This window comes from Wohlfahrtiimonas chitiniclastica DSM 18708, assembly GCF_000375345.1.
Classification (GTDB): domain Bacteria; phylum Pseudomonadota; class Gammaproteobacteria; order Cardiobacteriales; family Wohlfahrtiimonadaceae; genus Wohlfahrtiimonas; species Wohlfahrtiimonas chitiniclastica.
This window is the reverse complement of the sequence record NZ_AQXD01000001.1, coordinates 476637-494511: the sequence shown is the minus strand read 5'-3', so window position 1 is coordinate 494511 and position 17875 is coordinate 476637. Positions and strand designations below refer to the sequence as shown.

Annotated in this window: 15 protein-coding genes; 4 read left to right on the top strand and 11 right to left on the bottom strand. The window is 44.7% G+C overall.

Features of this window, described 5'->3' with window-relative positions; all coding sequences use genetic code 11:
* Nucleotides 1-32: 32 nt before the first annotated feature.
* Together bioC and B143_RS0102210 are read right to left on the bottom strand one after the other, a co-directional pair.
* Nucleotides 33-800, bottom strand: a complete 768-nt coding sequence (gene bioC, locus B143_RS0102215) for a malonyl-ACP O-methyltransferase BioC (protein WP_018122013.1) — start codon at nt 798-800, stop codon at nt 33-35.
* Entirely contained in the window at nt 784-1947 is a 1164-nt protein-coding gene (locus B143_RS0102210) for an aminotransferase class I/II-fold pyridoxal phosphate-dependent enzyme (protein WP_018122012.1), read from the bottom strand. The genes bioC and B143_RS0102210 overlap by 17 nt, the downstream gene beginning before the upstream one ends.
* A gap of 101 nt (nt 1948-2048) precedes the next feature.
* Here B143_RS0102210 and B143_RS0102205 point away from each other — a divergent pair, with 101 nt between their 5' ends.
* The 3 genes from B143_RS0102205 to B143_RS0102195 all read left to right on the top strand — a co-directional run bounded on the left by B143_RS0102205 (nt 2049) and on the right by B143_RS0102195 (nt 5679).
* Nucleotides 2049-2837: an alpha/beta fold hydrolase gene (locus B143_RS0102205; RefSeq protein ID WP_018122011.1), complete on the top strand. Its 789-nt coding sequence runs from the start codon at nt 2049-2051 to the stop codon at nt 2835-2837.
* Between the two features lie 72 nt (nt 2838-2909).
* Nucleotides 2910-3503, top strand: coding sequence for a hypothetical protein (locus B143_RS0102200; RefSeq protein ID WP_008314823.1), 594 nt, complete (start codon nt 2910-2912; stop codon nt 3501-3503).
* 16 nt (nt 3504-3519) lie between these two features.
* Nucleotides 3520-5679, top strand: a complete 2160-nt coding sequence (locus tag B143_RS0102195) for a DNA internalization-related competence protein ComEC/Rec2 (protein WP_018122010.1) — start codon at nt 3520-3522, stop codon at nt 5677-5679.
* Here the strand turns inward: B143_RS0102195 and argH are convergent.
* From argH to def, 6 genes are read right to left on the bottom strand one after another with little or no spacing between them, the layout of a single operon-like run.
* Nucleotides 5663-7048 carry an argininosuccinate lyase gene (argH, locus tag B143_RS0102190; protein WP_018122009.1) on the bottom strand — a complete coding sequence of 462 codons (1386 nt, stop codon included), beginning with the start codon at nt 7046-7048 and terminating at the stop codon, nt 5663-5665. The genes B143_RS0102195 and argH overlap by 17 nt on opposite strands.
* A 16-nt stretch (nt 7049-7064) precedes the next feature.
* Nucleotides 7065-9209, bottom strand: a complete 2145-nt coding sequence (locus B143_RS0102185; protein WP_008314829.1) for a sensor histidine kinase — start codon at nt 9207-9209, stop codon at nt 7065-7067.
* Nucleotides 9203-9763, bottom strand: coding sequence for a DUF4390 domain-containing protein (locus B143_RS0102180; protein WP_018122007.1), 561 nt, complete (start codon nt 9761-9763; stop codon nt 9203-9205). Before B143_RS0102180 ends, B143_RS0102185 begins: the two co-directional genes overlap by 7 nt.
* The gene (gene rsmB, locus B143_RS0102175) at nt 9756-11285 is read right to left on the bottom strand and encodes a 16S rRNA (cytosine(967)-C(5))-methyltransferase RsmB (protein WP_018122006.1); all 1530 of its coding nucleotides are present in this window, start codon (nt 11283-11285) and stop codon (nt 9756-9758) included. Before rsmB ends, B143_RS0102180 begins: the two co-directional genes overlap by 8 nt.
* Nucleotides 11286-12227: a methionyl-tRNA formyltransferase gene (gene fmt, locus B143_RS0102170; RefSeq protein ID WP_008314834.1), complete on the bottom strand. Its 942-nt coding sequence runs from the start codon at nt 12225-12227 to the stop codon at nt 11286-11288.
* Nucleotides 12227-12745: a peptide deformylase gene (def, locus tag B143_RS0102165; RefSeq protein WP_008314837.1), complete on the bottom strand. Its 519-nt coding sequence runs from the start codon at nt 12743-12745 to the stop codon at nt 12227-12229. The genes fmt and def overlap by 1 nt, the downstream gene beginning before the upstream one ends.
* 159 nt (nt 12746-12904) lie before the next feature.
* Between def and B143_RS0102160 the strand changes: the two genes are divergently transcribed.
* Complete coding sequence (locus tag B143_RS0102160) at nt 12905-14002, top strand: LysM peptidoglycan-binding domain-containing protein (protein ID WP_018122005.1); 1098 nt, start codon at nt 12905-12907, stop codon at nt 14000-14002.
* Nucleotides 14003-14052: 50 nt separating this feature from the next.
* Here B143_RS0102160 and B143_RS0102155 read toward each other — a convergent pair whose 3' ends face one another.
* The 3 genes from B143_RS0102155 to gabT all read right to left on the bottom strand — a co-directional run bounded on the left by B143_RS0102155 (nt 14053) and on the right by gabT (nt 17845).
* Complete coding sequence (locus B143_RS0102155) at nt 14053-15051, bottom strand: acyltransferase family protein (RefSeq protein ID WP_018122004.1); 999 nt, start codon at nt 15049-15051, stop codon at nt 14053-14055.
* 97 nt (nt 15052-15148) lie between these two features.
* Nucleotides 15149-16537, bottom strand: a complete 1389-nt coding sequence (locus B143_RS0102150; protein ID WP_018122003.1) for an NAD-dependent succinate-semialdehyde dehydrogenase — start codon at nt 16535-16537, stop codon at nt 15149-15151.
* A gap of 15 nt (nt 16538-16552) precedes the next feature.
* Nucleotides 16553-17845, bottom strand: coding sequence for a 4-aminobutyrate--2-oxoglutarate transaminase (gabT, locus tag B143_RS0102145; protein WP_018122002.1), 1293 nt, complete (start codon nt 17843-17845; stop codon nt 16553-16555).
* Nucleotides 17846-17875 lie beyond the last annotated feature (30 nt).

Below are 17875 nucleotides of genomic sequence, written 5' to 3'. Positions count from 1 at the left end.
CCCATTTAACTGACCATAAAATGGGCATTTGATTATTTTATGATAATAATTTCAGTCACATAATAACTCAATGGCAAGCCTGTCGCGTGCTGAGGATAAGCACAGGCTAAGGTTTGCAGCTGCACTTTACCCATCAAACCTTTATGTGTGCGGTCAATGGCAGTCGCGCCAATGCCTTGTAAACTTTTTAAGAGCGGAAAAATGCCAGAAAATGTCAAAACTTCACAATAATGATGACATCGGACAGTGCGGCCTAAACCCTCTGCCGCCGATTCAATATTAGCTACGGGCAAAAAATCCACCACATGCTGCGCATCATCCACCGCTTGCCATGCTTTTTTAAGCTCATGCAATGTTGGATCTGCCAATGTTGCCACATACAATCGGCCGCCCGGCTTTAACACACGCACCAACTCAGAGAGCGCACGCGGTAAATCATGGCACCACTGCACCGCTAAACTGCTGATGACCGCATCAAATGCATCACTTGGCAAAGGTAGAGATTCAATGTCCCCTTGCACATAGTCGTGAGCAGATGCTTTGAGCATCGCTTGTGTGAGCATGGCATCAGACAGATCAAGCGCCGTCACATGTGCTGCGCCCCGATTTTTCAAAGCATGACTGATGTAACCGGTGCCGCAGCCAGCATCTAACACACACGCTTGATCAAGCGGCACTTGCGCAGTTAATTGTGCCATTAAGGCATCCGCCACTGTTTTTTGTACAGTTGCCGCCATGTCATAAGAGTGTGCAGCGCGCCCAAATGCAGTGGCCACTTGGGATTTATCGGCTAAGCGCATGGTGCATGGCCTCAATGAGTTGATCGACTTGTTCAAAGCTGTGCGCAGCATTTAAAGTAATGCGAATGCGGGCGCTGTTTGGCGGTACGGTGGGCGGACGAATGGCCGTTGCCCAAATGTTACGACTTTTCAAAGCATCTGACACACGCAAACTTGCCTCGTTGCTACCAATGATCACCGGCTGAATGGGGCTGTTGGACGCATTTTCAATGCCAAGCGCCGCCATCTCTTTTTTAAAGTGGGCAATCAAGGCTTGTAAATGGGCGCGTTCTGCATCCATTTTACGGATCAAATCAACCGCTTTGGATAACGCATGCGCATGTGCCGGTGAAATGGCGGTGCTATAAATCAATGGACGAGACACTTGCGTAAAGTACTCTGCCATTGCATCTGAGCACAACAATGCTGCGCCATTTAAACCAAACGCTTTCCCAAAGGTTACGATCAATAGATCAGGTTTCACGCCTTGAGCATCACACGTGCCGCGCCCTTCTCGTCCATTGACGCCAATGCCGTGGGCATCGTCCACCATCCATAAGCAATCTGGCGTCACTTCCGCGACAGTTGCCATATCTTTAAGCGGCGCCTCATCGCCATCCATGCTAAAGATACCCTCTGTGATCACAAGGCTCGCCGCTTCATGTTCATGCGCTTTGTCTAATTGCTGAATCAAGGCAGACACATCATTGTGGACAAAACGCTTTAAGGTGCCTTTTGCCAACATCGCCGCTTCTAGTAAAGAGGCATGACTCAATTTATCAGCAATGATCCAATCATCTTTATCAATCAATGCTTTGATCACTGCTTGATTGACAGAAAACCCAGAGGGATACACAATCGCGCGCTCATAACCCAACCAATCGGCTAATTTTGCTTCTAAATTCTCTAGTGGCGCTTGGTAACCTGTCACCAAACCTGATCCGCCACTGCCCACGCCATACAATGCCGCACCCTCTTGCCATGCAGCAATGAGCGGCAATGAGTGACTGAGCCCTAAATAATCATTCGCTGCAAAATTGAGATAACGACGCCCTTCCACCACCAATTGATTGTTTGGCAAACTCTGCATGCTGCGCCGTCTTCGATATGCATCTAGAGTGGTGCGCTCAGCAAGCGTTTGCGCGATTCGTGTTGCCCATTTGTTCATAAGATTACTTTTCAATGCTCAAAGAACGGCTATCATAGGTCAATTGGCATTGTGATGTAAACCCATATATAATTTTCAAGTTCACAAAAAGAGAGTTGATTATGCCTTTACCATCTATGGATTCACCCTTTTTACTGCTCCATGGCATTTTAGGTGATGAGCGCACCTTTGAGCCCATACAAAATGCCCATCTCGATGGGTCTGTATTCACCCATACATTATCTGGCGCCGGCATAGATGGCGCGAACATTGACGCTGCGCATTTCAATACCCGCATCCATAGTGATCAATTGATTGAACATTGCGCGCAGAACTTTACGCAACCTGTCACCCTTGTGGCGTGGTCATACAGTTGTCATGTCGCCCTCCTTGCCGCCCTGAAAGCACCGCATCTATTTAAAGCTCTCTATTTATATGATTGCATTGTGCCAAGTTATGGCTTAGAAGAGGATGCAGCTGCCCTTAAAGCTTTCAGCCGTGATCTACACAAAATGATGTCGCCTGTCATCAAAGCACTGCGCAGTCAACATCCGACAGATGCTGTCGATGCCTTTGTCCAATCATGCAGCGCGCATCACCTCAAGTTACAGGATCAATCGCCACGCATTCAAGCCATTAAATTAGACAATGCTCATACCGTCTCGCGTTTATTGACACAAGCCGAGCCCGAACCAATTCATCCAGAGACATTGAGCACTTTTCCTGTACCAGTGCGCATCTGTTGGGGGGAACATTCCCGAGTCATTTTTCGTTTAGCCTCAAAAGCCTTGATGGATCATCTCCCTAAAGCATGCCTCCTGACAGGCTCAGGTTCATTGCCAGAGTGCGACCATCTCATGCCCGAGGAACAGCCAGAGCGCTTTATACAATATATTTTGCAAGGGGCATAAAAAATTGCCAATAAATAGGTTAAAATATGACGGTACTAAGTTAAAGTATAATAGTCTAACAAAGGATAAAATATGGCTTATGATATCGGTAAATGTAATGAAATGATCAAAGCGAGCTTTCCAGACCGCCGCTTACACATCAGCATTGGTCGTTCAGTACGCTTTTATAGCTTGGTCTGTTTAGTGGCGTTGATGCTTGGCATCATCGGCGTGTTTATGTTCAGCGGTGCAATTGCTGTGCGCTTTGTGGCGCTCTCTGTTTTAGCGGTGGCGTTTTTAATCGTCTTTGCACTGTTTAACCTCAAAAAACTCAAATATCTTTACTCCATTAAAGATAAAAAAGTGGTGCCGGTGCTTGTGCCCATCCAAAACATCTATTCGGGTAAAAGTTTGCGTGGCAGTGTGATGACAAAAGTCAGTTATCGTTGGCCTGTGGGCACCACGCAAGTGATCAATGCAGAATTCCCTGGTGAAACGGGTCCCCTCATCGTTAAAACCGATGATCCTGCCCGTCAATACGCATTGGCATTATGTGTGGATAAAAAAGACAAAGGTCCACTCAAACCTTATTTGATGGACAAACGCTTGTCCCGCTGTTTGCTCTCTAAACCAGAGCGCCTAGCGATTTTACGCACCATTCGCGCCATCAACAAGGCGGCGCAATAACTCAAGAGGCTTGAAGATGATTGCACTATCCTTAACCACCTTGTTCAGTTTAGTCGCCATCATCTTCTTTCCTTTAAGCTTCACAACACTGATCCTCTCTCTGCTTTGCCTCACCATTCTATTGGCCATCCTTGCGGTTTTTCTTGCCAAATATCGTTTGAATTTATGCCTCATCCTCACAGGTTTACTGCTTGCAAGCCTCCTTGCCATCCCCAAACTGCTCCATTATCAATCGGCCTTTTCTAGCCTCCCTCATCAAGACACTTATCAATTTCAAGTCACGGCATATTATCCTGAAAGCCATGCGTTAGAAGCACGTATAATTGAACCGGCTGCCTTTAAAAATCTCGCGTTTCGTTTATATAATGTACCAAAGACGCAACCGATTGCACTCTCTGCCATTTACGAAGCACAATTGATGCTCAAACCTAATCGCGCCAAAGCATCCTTTCACACCCTACCGCAGCGCTTACAACATTTATCAAAAAACCGCATTGCCACAGCAAATTTAGCGAATCATGCACAACTGACAGAAGTTCAACCCAGTGATGCCATCACGACATTGCGTACACACATTGCAGATGAACTCACGGCGCACCATTATCAAAATGGGGATTTAATGGCAGCGCTCACCGTTGGAATGACGCAAAAGATCCCACAAGATACCTGGTCGCTCCTTCGGCAAACTGGCACCATTCATTTGGTCTCCATTTCAGGATTACACTTAACATTTGTGGCGCTGTGGTGTTTTGTGATGCTCAGAACACTTTTTGGCCTTGGCATGATTACGCGTCCTGCACCTTATCAAATCGCTGCGGTATTCAGCCTTCTCATCGCTTTTGGCTATGCCTTATTAGCTGGCATGAGCTTACCGACAGAGCGCGCCCTCATTATGTTTGCGATCTTTATGCTGACACTCCTCTGGCGCTACCCCATCTTTAACCTATCAGGCCTTGCGACTGCATTACTGATTGTCTTAATCCTCGCGCCATTTTCTGTATTGACAGTTGGGCTTTGGCTTTCGTTTACTGCCGTACTCATTTTAATGTTACTCAGCCGCTTTAAGTTGCCCTTTATTGTGATGTTATTGCTCACACAATTGATCATCAGTCTATTGGCCATGCCAATTGTGGCAAGCTTTTTCAATGAAATTTCCCTCATCAGTCCCCTGACCAATTTATTGGCCATCCCATGGACGACGCTCTGTATTTTGCCGCCCTTATTGATGGGCGTTGTGCTGCTGCCCATCTTCCCAAGCATTGCAGACTTTTTCTTACAGTTAAGTGATTGGGGGCTCACCCATTTACTACAATTTTTAAAAGTGATGAATGACATTCCTTATAGCCACATCACCGTGCCACACATTCCGATGATATGGGCGATTGTGCTCACTGTGTGTGCTTTAATGTTACTCACTCGTTATGGTTGGAAGGTTAAAGGAATCGCGGGGCTGATCGCTATGAGTTGCCTCTGTGGGATCAACTTCCCAAGCCCTCACAATCGGCTCTATATTTTTCCTGTGGGTGAAGGCTTATCGGTCTTATTAGAGAGCGATGAACAAACGGTTCTTTATGATACGGGCCCTTATTTTAGAGGTTTTGAAGCCGCAAAAAGCACCATATTGCCCACCCTCAATTCACTTGGCATTGAACACTTAGATGGCATCATTTTAAGCCTACGCAATCAGCAACACATTGGCGGCACAAAAACCATTCGCCGGCAATTTCCTGATGCGCCTGTCATTGCCCATCAAAGTTTAATGCCACTCATGGAGGATGCCACAGCCTGTCAGGATTATCATTATAATGGCAATCATCTCTCCATTATGCCCTTACCCGTTCACACAAGTTGCGCTTTTGAGGTGACACTCGATGATCAGCGCATTTGGTTATTGTCAAATATGATGACACCGCGCGAATGGCAAGCCTTAACAAAACTGCCTGCGCCGGATATTTTATTGATGCCCAATAAAGGACGATCCGGTCAATTGGTCATTCCGAACCATTGGGATGCAACGCTCATTGCTTCCACAAAAACAGTGCATAAGAATCATTCACCTTTAAATATCCACAATGCCTATGATGGCGCAATTATGATCAACATTAAAAAAGGCCGCCATCATGTCAAGATGGCAGCCTCACATCACTATTGGTGGATGACTAAATCACAGCCTTAGCGCGCTCAATGGCAGCCTTCACTTGATTTGGCGCAGTGCCGCCAAAGTGATTGCGTGCATTGACAGAGCCCTCAAGAGTTAAGCACTCAAACACATCCGCATCGATTAAGTCAGAAAAACTGCGCAACTCATCTAAACTCATTTCAGAGAGATCACGCGCCGTGTCCACGCCCAATTTCACAGCTTTACCCACCACTTCATGCGCATCTCTAAAGGGCATGCCTTTACGCACTAAGTAATCAGCTAAATCCGTTGCCGTTGAGAAACCCAATTTTGTGCGCAAATACATGTTCTCTTTTTTCGCGATGATGGCAGGCACCATATCCGCAAATGCACGCACAGAACCCAATACAGTATCTGCAATGTCAAAAATGGGCTCTTTATCCTCTTGATTGTCTTTGTTGTACGCCAATGGCTGACTTTTCATCAATGTGAGTAAACCCATCAAATGACCAAACACGCGCCCTGATTTACCGCGCACCAATTCAGGTACATCCGGATTTTTCTTTTGCGGCATGATCGATGAACCCGTACAGAAGCGATCGGGTAAATCAATGAAATCAAAAGCAGGCGTTGACCACAACACCAACTCTTCAGAAAAACGCGATAAATGCATCATCATGATGCTTGCGCTACTTGCAAACTCAATGGCAAAGTCACGATCAGATACGGAATCTAATGAGTTTTCTGTCGGTGCATCAAAGCCCAATAACTCAGCCGAAATGTGGCGATCAATCGGATACGTTGTGCCCGCTAATGCTGCAGCGCCAAGCGGTGAATAGTTCATGCGTGCACGGCAATCGGCAAAACGTGAACGGTCGCGCTTGATCATTTCAAACCACGCCATCAAATGATGTCCAAAAGTGATCGGTTGCGCCACTTGTAAATGGGTAAAGCCCGGCATGATGGTGTCATATTCACGCGCCGCTAAATCTAAAATGCCCAACTGTAAACGTTTTAACTCTGCATCGATTAAATCTAACGTGTTGCGAAGCCATAAGCGAATGTCCGTCGCCACCTGATCATTGCGTGAACGCCCTGTATGCAAACGCTTACCCGCAATGCCAATTTTGCCAGTCAAGGCAGATTCAATGTTCATGTGCACATCTTCAAGGGCAACTGACCATTCAAATGTACCTGCTTCAATCGCGGCTTGCACTTCATTTAAACCTTTGATGATCAAATCAAAATCTTTTTTTGATAAGATGTTTTGGCGATGCAACATCTCTGCATGGGCTTTTGAGCCGGCAATGTCTTCTTTATACATGCGTTGATCAAATTGTACCGATGCCGTAAATGCTTGCACAAATGCATCTGTGCTTTCTGAAAAACGACCGCCCCACTGTTGATTGACTTTTTGTTCAGACATCCTAAATCCTTTTTGACTATTTCACTATTTTCGGCAGCTGAATCACAACTTCAGCCCCCATCATTTTACCTTCTGAATAGATGGCGATCTTACCATGATGCTCTTCAATGATCTTTTTGACAATGGCAAGCCCCAATCCTGTTCCCTTTGATTTTGTGGTGACATATGGCTCAAAAATCTTCGCCATCTGATCCTGATCAAAACCAATGCCGGTATCTTTAATTTTCAGCACCACCCAATCATCATCACTCGTTAAGGAGACATCAATCTCCCCCGTTTGATCTGGGCAGGCTTCAATGGCATTTTTCACTAAGTTATGCAATAACTGACGCAAACGCAAGCTGTCGCCAAGAATATAAGCAGGCGCGTCCGTCAGCATCGTGCGAATCTCAAGCGCCGCCGGATAATCCTGATAAAGATACATCACCTCTTTGACGAGCTTTTTCAAATCAAGCTCCACCAACTGCTGCTGTGAGCTTTTCGCATATTGACTGAAATCATCCACCATGGTTTTAAGCGCTTTAACCTGCGCGATGATGGTTTCTGTGGATTTATCGATGATCTCTTTATCTTTATCCACCATTTTTTCAGAAAAACGCAGCTTCATGCGCTCAGCCGAGAGCTGAATTGGCGTCAATGGGTTTTTGATCTCGTGGGCTAAACGGCGCGCCACTTCACTCCAAGCCGATTCACGTTCACCGCTGATGAGTTGGGTGATGTCATCAAACACCACAATTTTACCGCCTTTTAAACCAATTTGATCATTCTCTTCTGAACCGCGCACCGATAAAATCTGCTGTGAACCATTGTGATAACGACTGATCTCCGTACGCCACTCTTTTTCAGTGGTGTTTTTTAGATGCTCAAAGAGCGGCACAATGAAGCTTCTTAATGCTTCTGGCGCATCTTTTAACGATGCTAGGGTTAAATGGTCTAAATCCTCTTCCATCACCCCTAAAATGGTCAATGCCGCATTATTAAACACGCGCACTTTACCAAGCTCATCGATCACTAAAACGCCGCTCGAGAGCTTTTCTAACAGGGAGGCTAAATGAGCACGCTCAGCTTCTAACAAACCTTGGGACTTTTGCGCCACTTCATGGGCATGCTTGAGTTTTTGCGTCATTTCATTAAAAGATGACGTTAAAAAGCCAATTTCATCACGAGATTTGACTTTAATTTTGCGCTCTAAATCACCTTCTGCCACCGCTTTTGTGGCAATGGAGAGATCACGAATCGGATTGACCAAACGGCGAGAGGCAAAAAATGAACCCCCAAGCGCCAATAAAATCGACAACAACGCCACGAGCCCTAAAATCACCAATAGGTTCATTTTTAAGGGTGCCCTTAAGGATTTAAACTGCTTATAATATTCCACAGAATTTTTTGTGGAGTTTGCCAACTCTGTGTATTTATCCGGAATTTCATAAAAGGCTTGCAAAATATAGGGCAAATTTTCTGCAATTTTAGTCACCACGCGCACGCGCAATTGCGAGTCAGAGACTTGTTCTAGCACCACATACTCCATGCCTTGCGCCACACTCATGAGAATCACATCATTCGGGCGCTCTGGCATCACTTTATCAAAGTCACTGGAGGCAAAGGCCACCACATTGCCATGACCATCAAAGACGGAAAGCTCCATCGCATTGATGTTTTCGCGCACATTTTCGATGTAAAAACTCAAATCCGTAAAGGGCAATGTCATTAAGCGCTCACCTGTGGATTGCGTCAAATTTAAAGCATCCACACGGCGAATGTCTAACGAGGAGCGCGACAACGCCAAAGCATCCTCAAAGCCTTTATCTAGCGAGGCATCAAACCAGCTGTCAATGCCCTTATACACCATCGTAATGGAGAAATAGAGCAAAATCGCCAAGGGCAACAGCGAAATCCCAGAGAAAAACAGCATCATGCGCACATTTAAGCGCGAACCGATGTAACCTTTGCGATAAATGCGCACAAGTTTCACCAAGTAATGCCCCACAAAGAAAATCAGGAGCAAAAAGCAGATGCCGCCGGCTGCCAATAACCAAATAAAGTTATCTGAGTACTTTGACACAGATTCTAACGATTGGCTCATCATCCCTAAGATGATCACCAACAACATCGATAAGATGAATAGAGGGATGATGCTCTCTTTTTTTGTTCTTCTTACCATTTAGCAAACTCCCAATACTTCCAACCTGTATCTAAATTCCAATCACTCGACAAATATGCCGGGATGCGTAGCGGCGTTGGCAACTCATCAATGTTGAGTTTTAAGCGCACGCCACCACGATAAATCTTGTCTGCCTTTCGATGGGCAATTTTAATGCGAAAATTTTTAGGCTCAGCAATGTATGCGAGCGCTAATGTTAATGTGGGGAAATTCTCATATTTTTTACTCTGCTCTGCATGCACCACATATTGCCGCGTTAATGCGTTATAGGCGATGACAAAGCTGTAATTTTTGGGCGGATTGTCCCCTTCTAACCAAACAAGCCCCACTTTTTCCTCCACCACAAAAGTGTAGGTAAACGTGAGGGGAATGCCATTTTCGAGCATCTGTATTTGGTCTTTACTCATTTCGATGGTGGCATCGATGGCGATTTTATAACTGTTCTCCTCGCGCCCGTTTTTCACGAATACCGAAGAAATCATAAACTCATTCGCAAAGCTCATGGATAACCATGAGCTTAACAATACGATCAACCATCCGATGCGTTTAGCCATCAATCTTTTCGATTAAACAGTAATAAAAGCCATCCATTTTTTCCGCTTGCTCAGAGAATACAGGCAAAATCTGATAGCCATACGCTTCACGCTCTGCAAAAGGTAAGGACAATTCACACTCTTTGGCATCACTGTGGGCGGCAAAGAAGGCTTGCATCTGCCCTTCGTTCTCTTCTTTTAAAATCGAACATGTGGAATACAACAAACGACCGCCCACTTTAAGCATTGACCAAGCATGATCTAATAAATCCGCTTGTGTTTGAGCAAGCACGGCAATGTCTGTTGGCTGACGCAAGCGTTTAATGTCCGGATGACGGTGAATGATGCCCGTTGCTGAACATGGCACATCTAATAAAATGGCATCCACCGCTTCATCGGCTGTGAAGTTTTCAAAATGGTTCGCGGATAACACCACTTTATCTGCCAATTCATCTTGAAACACGCGCGTAACGTTTTCTTGCACACGTTTTAAACGGTTGCTCACGCTGTCAATGGCGTAAATTTTCGTCAATTCAGGATTGCGTTCAAGCATTGCCACCGTTTTACCGCCCGGCGCTGCACAGGCATCGACAATCACATCATCATTTTGCGGATTGATCAATACCGCTGCAAGTTGCGCACTTGCATCTTGCACAGAGCTCATGCCTTCATCAAAATGTGGCAACACAGACACCGGTACCGCTTCAGTCAAGACAATGGCAGAATCAGAATGGGCATGCACTTGATGATCAACGCCAGCATCGTCTAACAATGCTGAATAAGCATCACGCGTCGATTGTAAAGGATTGACGCGAATGGTCATCGGTGGATGCTGCATGAATTGCTCTGCAATTGCGCATGCTTTCTCAACGCCCCAATGGCTAATTAAACTTTCAGACAACCATTTAGGTAACGAGACTTTGGCAGTATTTTTCGGCAATGGTTGCAAACCTTCACGCAACACTTTACGCAAAATGCCATTCGTTAAGCCCACTGCCCACTCTTTATTCATCGCGCGGATCAATGCCACCCAGTTGTTCACAGCTGCGTATTCAGCGGTGTTCATCTCTGTGATTTCATACATGGCTAACAATAACGCTAAGTAAACTTGGCGCTCTGTGGATTTAATGGGCTTTTGTAAATAGTGCGTCAATTGAAAACTCAACACATCAAAGTGACGCAATGCACCGTACACCAAATGCTGCACAAAACGCTGATTACTGTCATTGAGCTCACGCATTTCTGTGGCGAGCAATTCAGACAACGATTGCCCTTTTTCCACTTTGTGCAAAATATCAATGGCGCAATAACGCGGATCTTTAAGCAAATGGCTCATGGGGCTGTAATTTTTATCTGGCGCTGCAGATTGCGTGCGTGACTTATGGGTGCGCGATGGGCGAGAAGGCTTTGACTGCCCTTTGCCATAATGCACACGTTTTTGTCCATCGCGAGAAAAATCACGACTTTTTTTTGGTTCAGCTTTTTTCTCTGATTTTGGCTTGTAGCTAACTTTTACGCCATTTAGAGTGGTATCGGTTGTCATTTAAATTAGTTCCTCTAAATGAAGTGACGTGCCTTTGATAAAGTCACGTGCAAGCATTGCTTTTTTGCCCGCAAGTTGTAGTTCGATGATTTCTAGTTGTGTGCTGCCCGTGTGAACAAACAAAGCGCCCTCACGCACTTCTAATGTTCCAGGTGCACGAGTGCTTGCTTGATCTGTCAAACGCGTTTGCCAAATTTTTAATAACTGACCTTGCCACGAAGTGTGGGCAGAAGGCACAGGATTAAAGGCACGCACTTTACGATCAATGATCTCAGAAGGCTCTGACCAAATGATTTTCGCCTCTTCTTTCGTCAATTTTTCTGCATAAGTCACGCCAGCCTCAGGTTGCGCCACCGGTTGAGCATCGCCTGCTAAAATCGTTGGCAATGTTTCAATGAGAAGATTTGCACCAACACTTTTCAATGCATCATGCAATTGACCCGCGGTCATGGTTTCTGTGATGGCAACTTTTGCCTCACGCCATACGGCGCCAGTATCTAAGCCTTTATCCATCTGCATAATGGCAATGCCCGTTTCAGCATCACCCGCTTCAATGCAGCGCTGAATGGGCGCAGCACCGCGCCATCTTGGCAATAAAGAGGCATGAATATTAATGCAGCCCTTTTTCGGTGTCGATAGCACAGCTTCTGGCAAAATCAAACCATACGCCACCACAATCATCACATCGGCATTGAGGGCGGCAAGTTCTGCTTGCGCCTCTTCTTGACGAAGGCTCAATGGCTGATACACAGGAATATTGTGGCTTTCTGCCAACTCTTTAACGGGGCTTTTTGCCAATTTTTTCCCACGACCTTTCGGGCGATCAGGCTGCGTATATGCCGCAACCACATTGTAACCTGCATCGATTAAAGCTTGCAGTGTGCCAGTTGAAAATTCTGGCGTGCCCGCAAAGATCACTCTTGTTGCGTTCGGTGCTGTCATTATCGCTTTTTCTCCATATCTTTGAGATATTTTTCGAGTTTTTTCAATGCGCGTTCACGTTTCAAGCGAGATAAATAGTCAATGAATAAGATGCCATTTAAATGGTCTAATTCATGTTGCATACAGCGGGCTAATAGATCTTCAGCTTCGCGCTCAAAGAAATCGCCGTGAATGTCTTGTGCGCGGATTTTAACGGCAAATGGACGCTCAATTGGGCCACTGTAAATGCTTGGCAAGGATAAACAGCCCTCTTCTGATTCTGCCACATCCTCAGATTCCCAAATGATCTCAGGATTGATGTAGATCATAGGATCGTTCTTTTCTTCTGTACAGTCGGTGACAAAAATGCGACGCAGATCATTGACCTGATTGGCCGCTAAGCCGATGCCATTATTCTCATACATGGTCTCTAACATTCCGTTAGCTAACTCATACAAATCCTTATCAAAAGTGGTAACAACGCTTGCGGTTTGACGCAGCGTCTCATGTGGCACATAAATTACATCAAGTTTAGACATTGATTAAAAACTACCCATTCATATCAAAAAATAAAAAAACCGCTGATTTGAAGCGCTCACCGCTCGCCTTAAATTTGGTCAGGTGGCTTGCTAAACGCTCAAAAAATTCAGATAATCTTATCAAATTTTTGTTTGCATTAATATTAATAAGGATAATTTATGAATATAAAGCGCCTGCTCATTGCAACTGGCTTGTTGTGCGCATCCCTTTCCATGGCGGCAACGCTCAAACCTGATGCCCCACAACACTATGTGGTGCAGCCAGGAGATTCCTTATGGAGCATTGCGAAAAAGTACACAGATGCCCCATGGGAATGGCGTCAATTGTGGAAAAGCAATCCTCAAGTGAAGAACCCTAATCGCATCTATCCAGGTGATGAATTTAGTATCAAAAATGGCAAGATTATCTATCAGCGCAACTTCAAAGGTGGCAGCGCGAAACAGCAAGGCGGACTTAAAACCGTTAAACTCTCTCCTGAAATGCGCGAAGTGCCCATTGATTTAGGTTTACCTGTGATCTCTTATGATTACCTACGCGGTAAATTTGTGGACATGGAAATTGTCGATGCGGCAAGCCTTAAATCTTTACCGTATGTGGTGGCGTTTGAAGACAACCGTTTAACGGGGCATGTGAACCTTAAAGCTTTCATTAAAGGTGATTTGCAGCCGGGTCAAACTTACAACGTATATGAGCGTGGCATCACACATAAAGGCTTAAAGCTTGATGACATCAGCAAAGGCAAAAAGAAAAAAGATGTGGACATCGGGACTGAATTGATCAAAACCGGTGAAATCGTTGTGGAAAATGTTAAAGATGGCATTTCCACTGTTTACATCAAAAGTACAGTGAACCGCGGCATCACGCCAGGACAATATGTGGTGCCTAAGCCTCAAACAAGTAACATTGGCAACTTATACTTTGAGCCTAAATCTGCCCCACAAAAAACTGAAGCCCAGGTGGTCAATACCCCAGGCATGCTCAAAAGCGTCGCTGCAGGTGGGAATGTGGTGTTAGACAAAGGATTAGATGCAGGTTTATCTCCAGGCGATTTACTTTTGGTGCAACAACCGGACATTTATAAAAATGATCCATTAGATCCAAGCAAGCGTTTACGCATTCCTGGACAAGCCGCTGGCATGGTGATGGTGTATAAAGTGTTTGATCGCATGAGCTTAGCCATTGTGATTGAAGCGGCTAAACCGATTCAGCAAGACATGATGGCTGTCACACCTTATTCAGATTATAACAATCACTAATGTGATGATGCGTTAATGCTAAAGCCCCAATTGAAATTGGGGCTTTTTTATTATGATGCTCGTTTGATCAATAGATACTGGCAAAATGCATTAAGTGGCCGTTCAATTACCCAATAACAAATATACCCAGCTAAAATTGATAAGATGGTCAATACTAAAAATACAATCAAGCCATCTGTATTTGGCATCCATTGCGCAAAGGCCTTAATACCTAATGGCAACATTGGCACCTGCATAAGATAGATGGAATAAGATGCATTGCCTAATTGCTGCAACACTTTAGATTTTAAATCATGCACCAATAATATTGATATAAACATAATGGCTGCTGGTATGCCCCATATCATAAAGCGCCATGCATCACTAGGTTTAGGGACAATCATCACAAAACAAAAACTCAATAAAAATAATAACCAATATACATGCTTCTGATGCCAAGAAAATTTTGTACGCCCCCATTGCATACCTATAAAAATTGCTCCACCTAAGATAAATTCTAATGCAACAGAACGATATAATCCAAAAACAACGCATACAATCATGATAAATGTTAATACACACCATCGTTTATACTGTGTCATCGTCATGCATAATGTCAGTGCAAATAATGCATAAAATGTCATTTCATACTCTAATGTCCAACCAACATATAATGCTGGAAAGTCATAATGAAAATGCATACTCACAAATGATAAAGAACTGATCAATTTTCCAAAACCATATTCCATATCTGAAAAAAAAGCGGGAATTAAATGATAAATCATAAATAGTGAAAGCGTTAAAAACCAATACATCGGTACAATTCTTTCAATACGATTCAACATAAAAGCACAGGGTGATCGAGGTTTTTTATCGTTAATCATAAACATTAAATAGCCAGAAATAATGAAAAATAGATCCACGCCAAATGAACCCCATTTCCTTACGTTTAATGTTAAGATGTCCCATGCACTCCATTCAAAATCTTGGTGTTCAACAGCAAAATGCGCATGAAATAGCACCACTATAATGGCAGCAAAAGCTCTTAATGCCTGAATGTTTATGATCATAATGCCTTGTGATTCTAAAAAAGTTGCATATTAAACCATAAAATAAAAAAAGATCCCACAACGTGGGATCAATCTAGGTACGACTCAATGAAAAAAATTACAACTGACCAATTGAAAGGTATTTTGTTTCCAAATAAGGCTCGATGCCTTCAATGCCGCCTTCACGACCGAGTCCACTCTCTTTAAAACCACCAAATGGCACTTGAGCAGCACTTGGCAATCCATCATTCCAGCCTATAATCCCAAAATCGAGTTGATCTTGTAGATAAATGCCGCGCTTATAGTTATCCGTGAAGAAATAAGCCGCCAAACCAAATGGCGTACCATTGGCGATGGCAATGGCATCTTCTAAGTTTTCATAAGCAATGATGGGGGCGATTGGGCCAAATGTCTCTTCTGACATGATGTTCATATCAAGCGTGACATTGCTCAGCACAGTGGGTTCCACAAAATACGTGCCCTTATCGTGATCAGCAAAGCTATTGCCGCCCGCTAAAACTGTGGCGCCTTTAGCTTTGGCATCCTCAATTTGAAAGACCACTTTATCAAAGCCTTTTTGATTGATGAGTGGACCAATGTCTGTGGCTTCATCCATCCCATTACCCATTTTAAGGGCGCGGGCAGCTTTAGCAAACTTCTCACTGAACTCTGCAAGCACAGATTGATGCACAATGAAACGGTTCGCACAAACGCATGTTTGCCCTGCATTTCTGAATTTTGAAGCCATCGCTTGCTCAACCACATAATCGATGTCCGCATCTTCACAGATGATGAACGGCGCATGTCCGCCTAACTCCATCGACATATGTTTGACCGTTGCCGCGCTCTCACTGATGAGGCGTTTACCCACTGGCGTTGAACCGGTAAAGGTGATTTTGCGCACATATGGGCTTGCGGTAAATACAGGACCCACCTCATGACCATAACCGATCACGCATTGCAATACATCTTTTGGGATGCCTGCTTCATGCGCTAATTCCACCAATCGAATCATGGTCAATGGCGTATCTTCCGCAGGTTTGACGATAAACGTACAGCCGGCTGCCAATGCAGGCCCTGCTTTACGCGTCATCATCGCCGCCGGAAAGTTCCAAGGCGTGATCGCTGCCACTAAACCTAAACCTTGGCGTGTGACAATCAAGCGCTTATTCGTTGAGCTTGCCGGAATGGTGCGACCATAAATGCGTTTGGCCTCTTCTGCATACCACGTTAAGTAACTCACAGCGTAGTCCACTTCACCGAGGGATTCTTTCAATGGTTTACCATTCTCTTCCGTCATGATTTTGGCAATCTCAGCTTTATTGGCCACAATGAGCGCTGCCCATTTTGTCAATAATGCCGATCGCTCATAGGCCGAAGTGTTGCGCCATGCCGTTAAGGCATCATGCCCTGCTTTGAGTTTTGTTTCAATCAGCTCCGTGCTGTCCATTGCTAGTTGCGCCAATAGATCGCCCGTTGCGGGATTGTAAACCTTTAATTCATTCATTGAAATTCATCCTTCCTACTGTTTGCTCGCTTCTGCTAATGCATCTTTGAGAATCGCTAAACCCTTAGCCAATTCTTCATCAGTGATGGTCAAAGGTGACAAGAAGCGAATGACATTGCCGTGTAAGCCTGCTGATAATAACAATAATCCATTGTCGTTCGCATATTTTGTGATGATGCTCGTGCGTTTTGAGTCCGCTAAACCTGTGGCAGGATCAGTCAACTCTGCCGCAACCATCGCACCTAAACGACGGATGTCGCCAATGAATGAATAATCTTTTTGCATCTCAACCAAGAAGGCTTCAAGCTTCGCGCCCAATGCTTCTGATTTTTCATTCAATGACTCTTCTTCCACAATGTCCATCACAGCAAGGGCTGCTGCACAGGCAATCGGGTTACCGGCAAATGTGCCACCTAATTGACCTGCTGTCGGTTCATTGATGATTTCAGCGCGCCCAACCACAGCACTCAATGGCATGCCTGCCGCTAAGGATTTAGACGTGGTCATTAAATCTGGCACAATGCCAAAGTGTTCCATCGCAAAGAGTTTACCGGTACGGCAAAAACCGGCTTGAATTTCATCGGCCACAAACACAATGCCATGTTCTTGACAGAAGTTATACACGAACTCAACAAAGCGTTTCGGTGGAATGATGAAGCCGCCTTCGCCTTGTACAGGTTCCATCACCACACATGCAATCATACTTGGGCACACGGTGCCTTTAAAGAACTCTTTAAAACGTGCGATCACTTCATCGATGTACTCATCTTCCGTCATGCGGCTTGGACGTTCATAGACAAATGGGAACGGTGCTTGGAAAACATCAGAGTTAAATGGACCAAAACCTTCTTTATAAGGTTTCACTTTACTCGTCATGCCCATCGTTAAGTTTGTGCGACCGTGGAATGCGCGGTTAAAGACCACAACACCGCTTCTGCCTGTGTATTTACGAGAAATTTTCACCGCATTTTCAACCGCTTCCGCGCCTGAGTTTAATAACAATGCTTTTTTCTTGTGATCCCCTGCGGTGATTTCACACAAACGGCGGCACACTTCCACATAACCTTCATACATGATGACGTTAAAACCAGGATGCGTGAAGTGTTCCACTTGTGCTTTGATCGCTTCGATCACTTTAGGATGGCTGTGCCCCACGTTCATCACGCCAATGGCGCCTGCAAAGTCAATGAACTCTTTGCCATCTTTCGTGATGATGATTGAATTTTTAGCGCTTTTTGCCACATTTAAGTTGCCAGTGCTGACACCGCGAGCCACATATTCTTCGCGCAATTCAGGTAAAGTACTCATTTGAAACTCCTTAGATTTAAATCAATTCAA

Coding starts and splice junctions, on each gene's coding strand:
- bioC (WP_018122013.1), bottom strand. CDS start 800: ATGCGCTTAGCCGATAAATCCCAAGTGGCCACTGCATTTGGGCGCGCT.
- B143_RS0102210 (WP_018122012.1), bottom strand. CDS start 1,947: ATGAACAAATGGGCAACACGAATCGCGCAAACGCTTGCTGAGCGCACC.
- B143_RS0102205 (WP_018122011.1), top strand. CDS start 2,049: ATGCCTTTACCATCTATGGATTCACCCTTTTTACTGCTCCATGGCATT.
- B143_RS0102200 (WP_008314823.1), top strand. CDS start 2,910: ATGGCTTATGATATCGGTAAATGTAATGAAATGATCAAAGCGAGCTTT.
- B143_RS0102195 (WP_018122010.1), top strand. CDS start 3,520: ATGATTGCACTATCCTTAACCACCTTGTTCAGTTTAGTCGCCATCATC.
- argH (WP_018122009.1), bottom strand. CDS start 7,048: ATGTCTGAACAAAAAGTCAATCAACAGTGGGGCGGTCGTTTTTCAGAA.
- B143_RS0102185 (WP_008314829.1), bottom strand. CDS start 9,209: ATGGTAAGAAGAACAAAAAAAGAGAGCATCATCCCTCTATTCATCTTA.
- B143_RS0102180 (WP_018122007.1), bottom strand. CDS start 9,763: ATGGCTAAACGCATCGGATGGTTGATCGTATTGTTAAGCTCATGGTTA.
- rsmB (WP_018122006.1), bottom strand. CDS start 11,285: ATGACAACCGATACCACTCTAAATGGCGTAAAAGTTAGCTACAAGCCA.
- fmt (WP_008314834.1), bottom strand. CDS start 12,227: ATGACAGCACCGAACGCAACAAGAGTGATCTTTGCGGGCACGCCAGAA.
- def (WP_008314837.1), bottom strand. CDS start 12,745: ATGTCTAAACTTGATGTAATTTATGTGCCACATGAGACGCTGCGTCAA.
- B143_RS0102160 (WP_018122005.1), top strand. CDS start 12,905: ATGAATATAAAGCGCCTGCTCATTGCAACTGGCTTGTTGTGCGCATCC.
- B143_RS0102155 (WP_018122004.1), bottom strand. CDS start 15,051: ATGATCATAAACATTCAGGCATTAAGAGCTTTTGCTGCCATTATAGTG.
- B143_RS0102150 (WP_018122003.1), bottom strand. CDS start 16,537: ATGAATGAATTAAAGGTTTACAATCCCGCAACGGGCGATCTATTGGCG.
- gabT (WP_018122002.1), bottom strand. CDS start 17,845: ATGAGTACTTTACCTGAATTGCGCGAAGAATATGTGGCTCGCGGTGTC.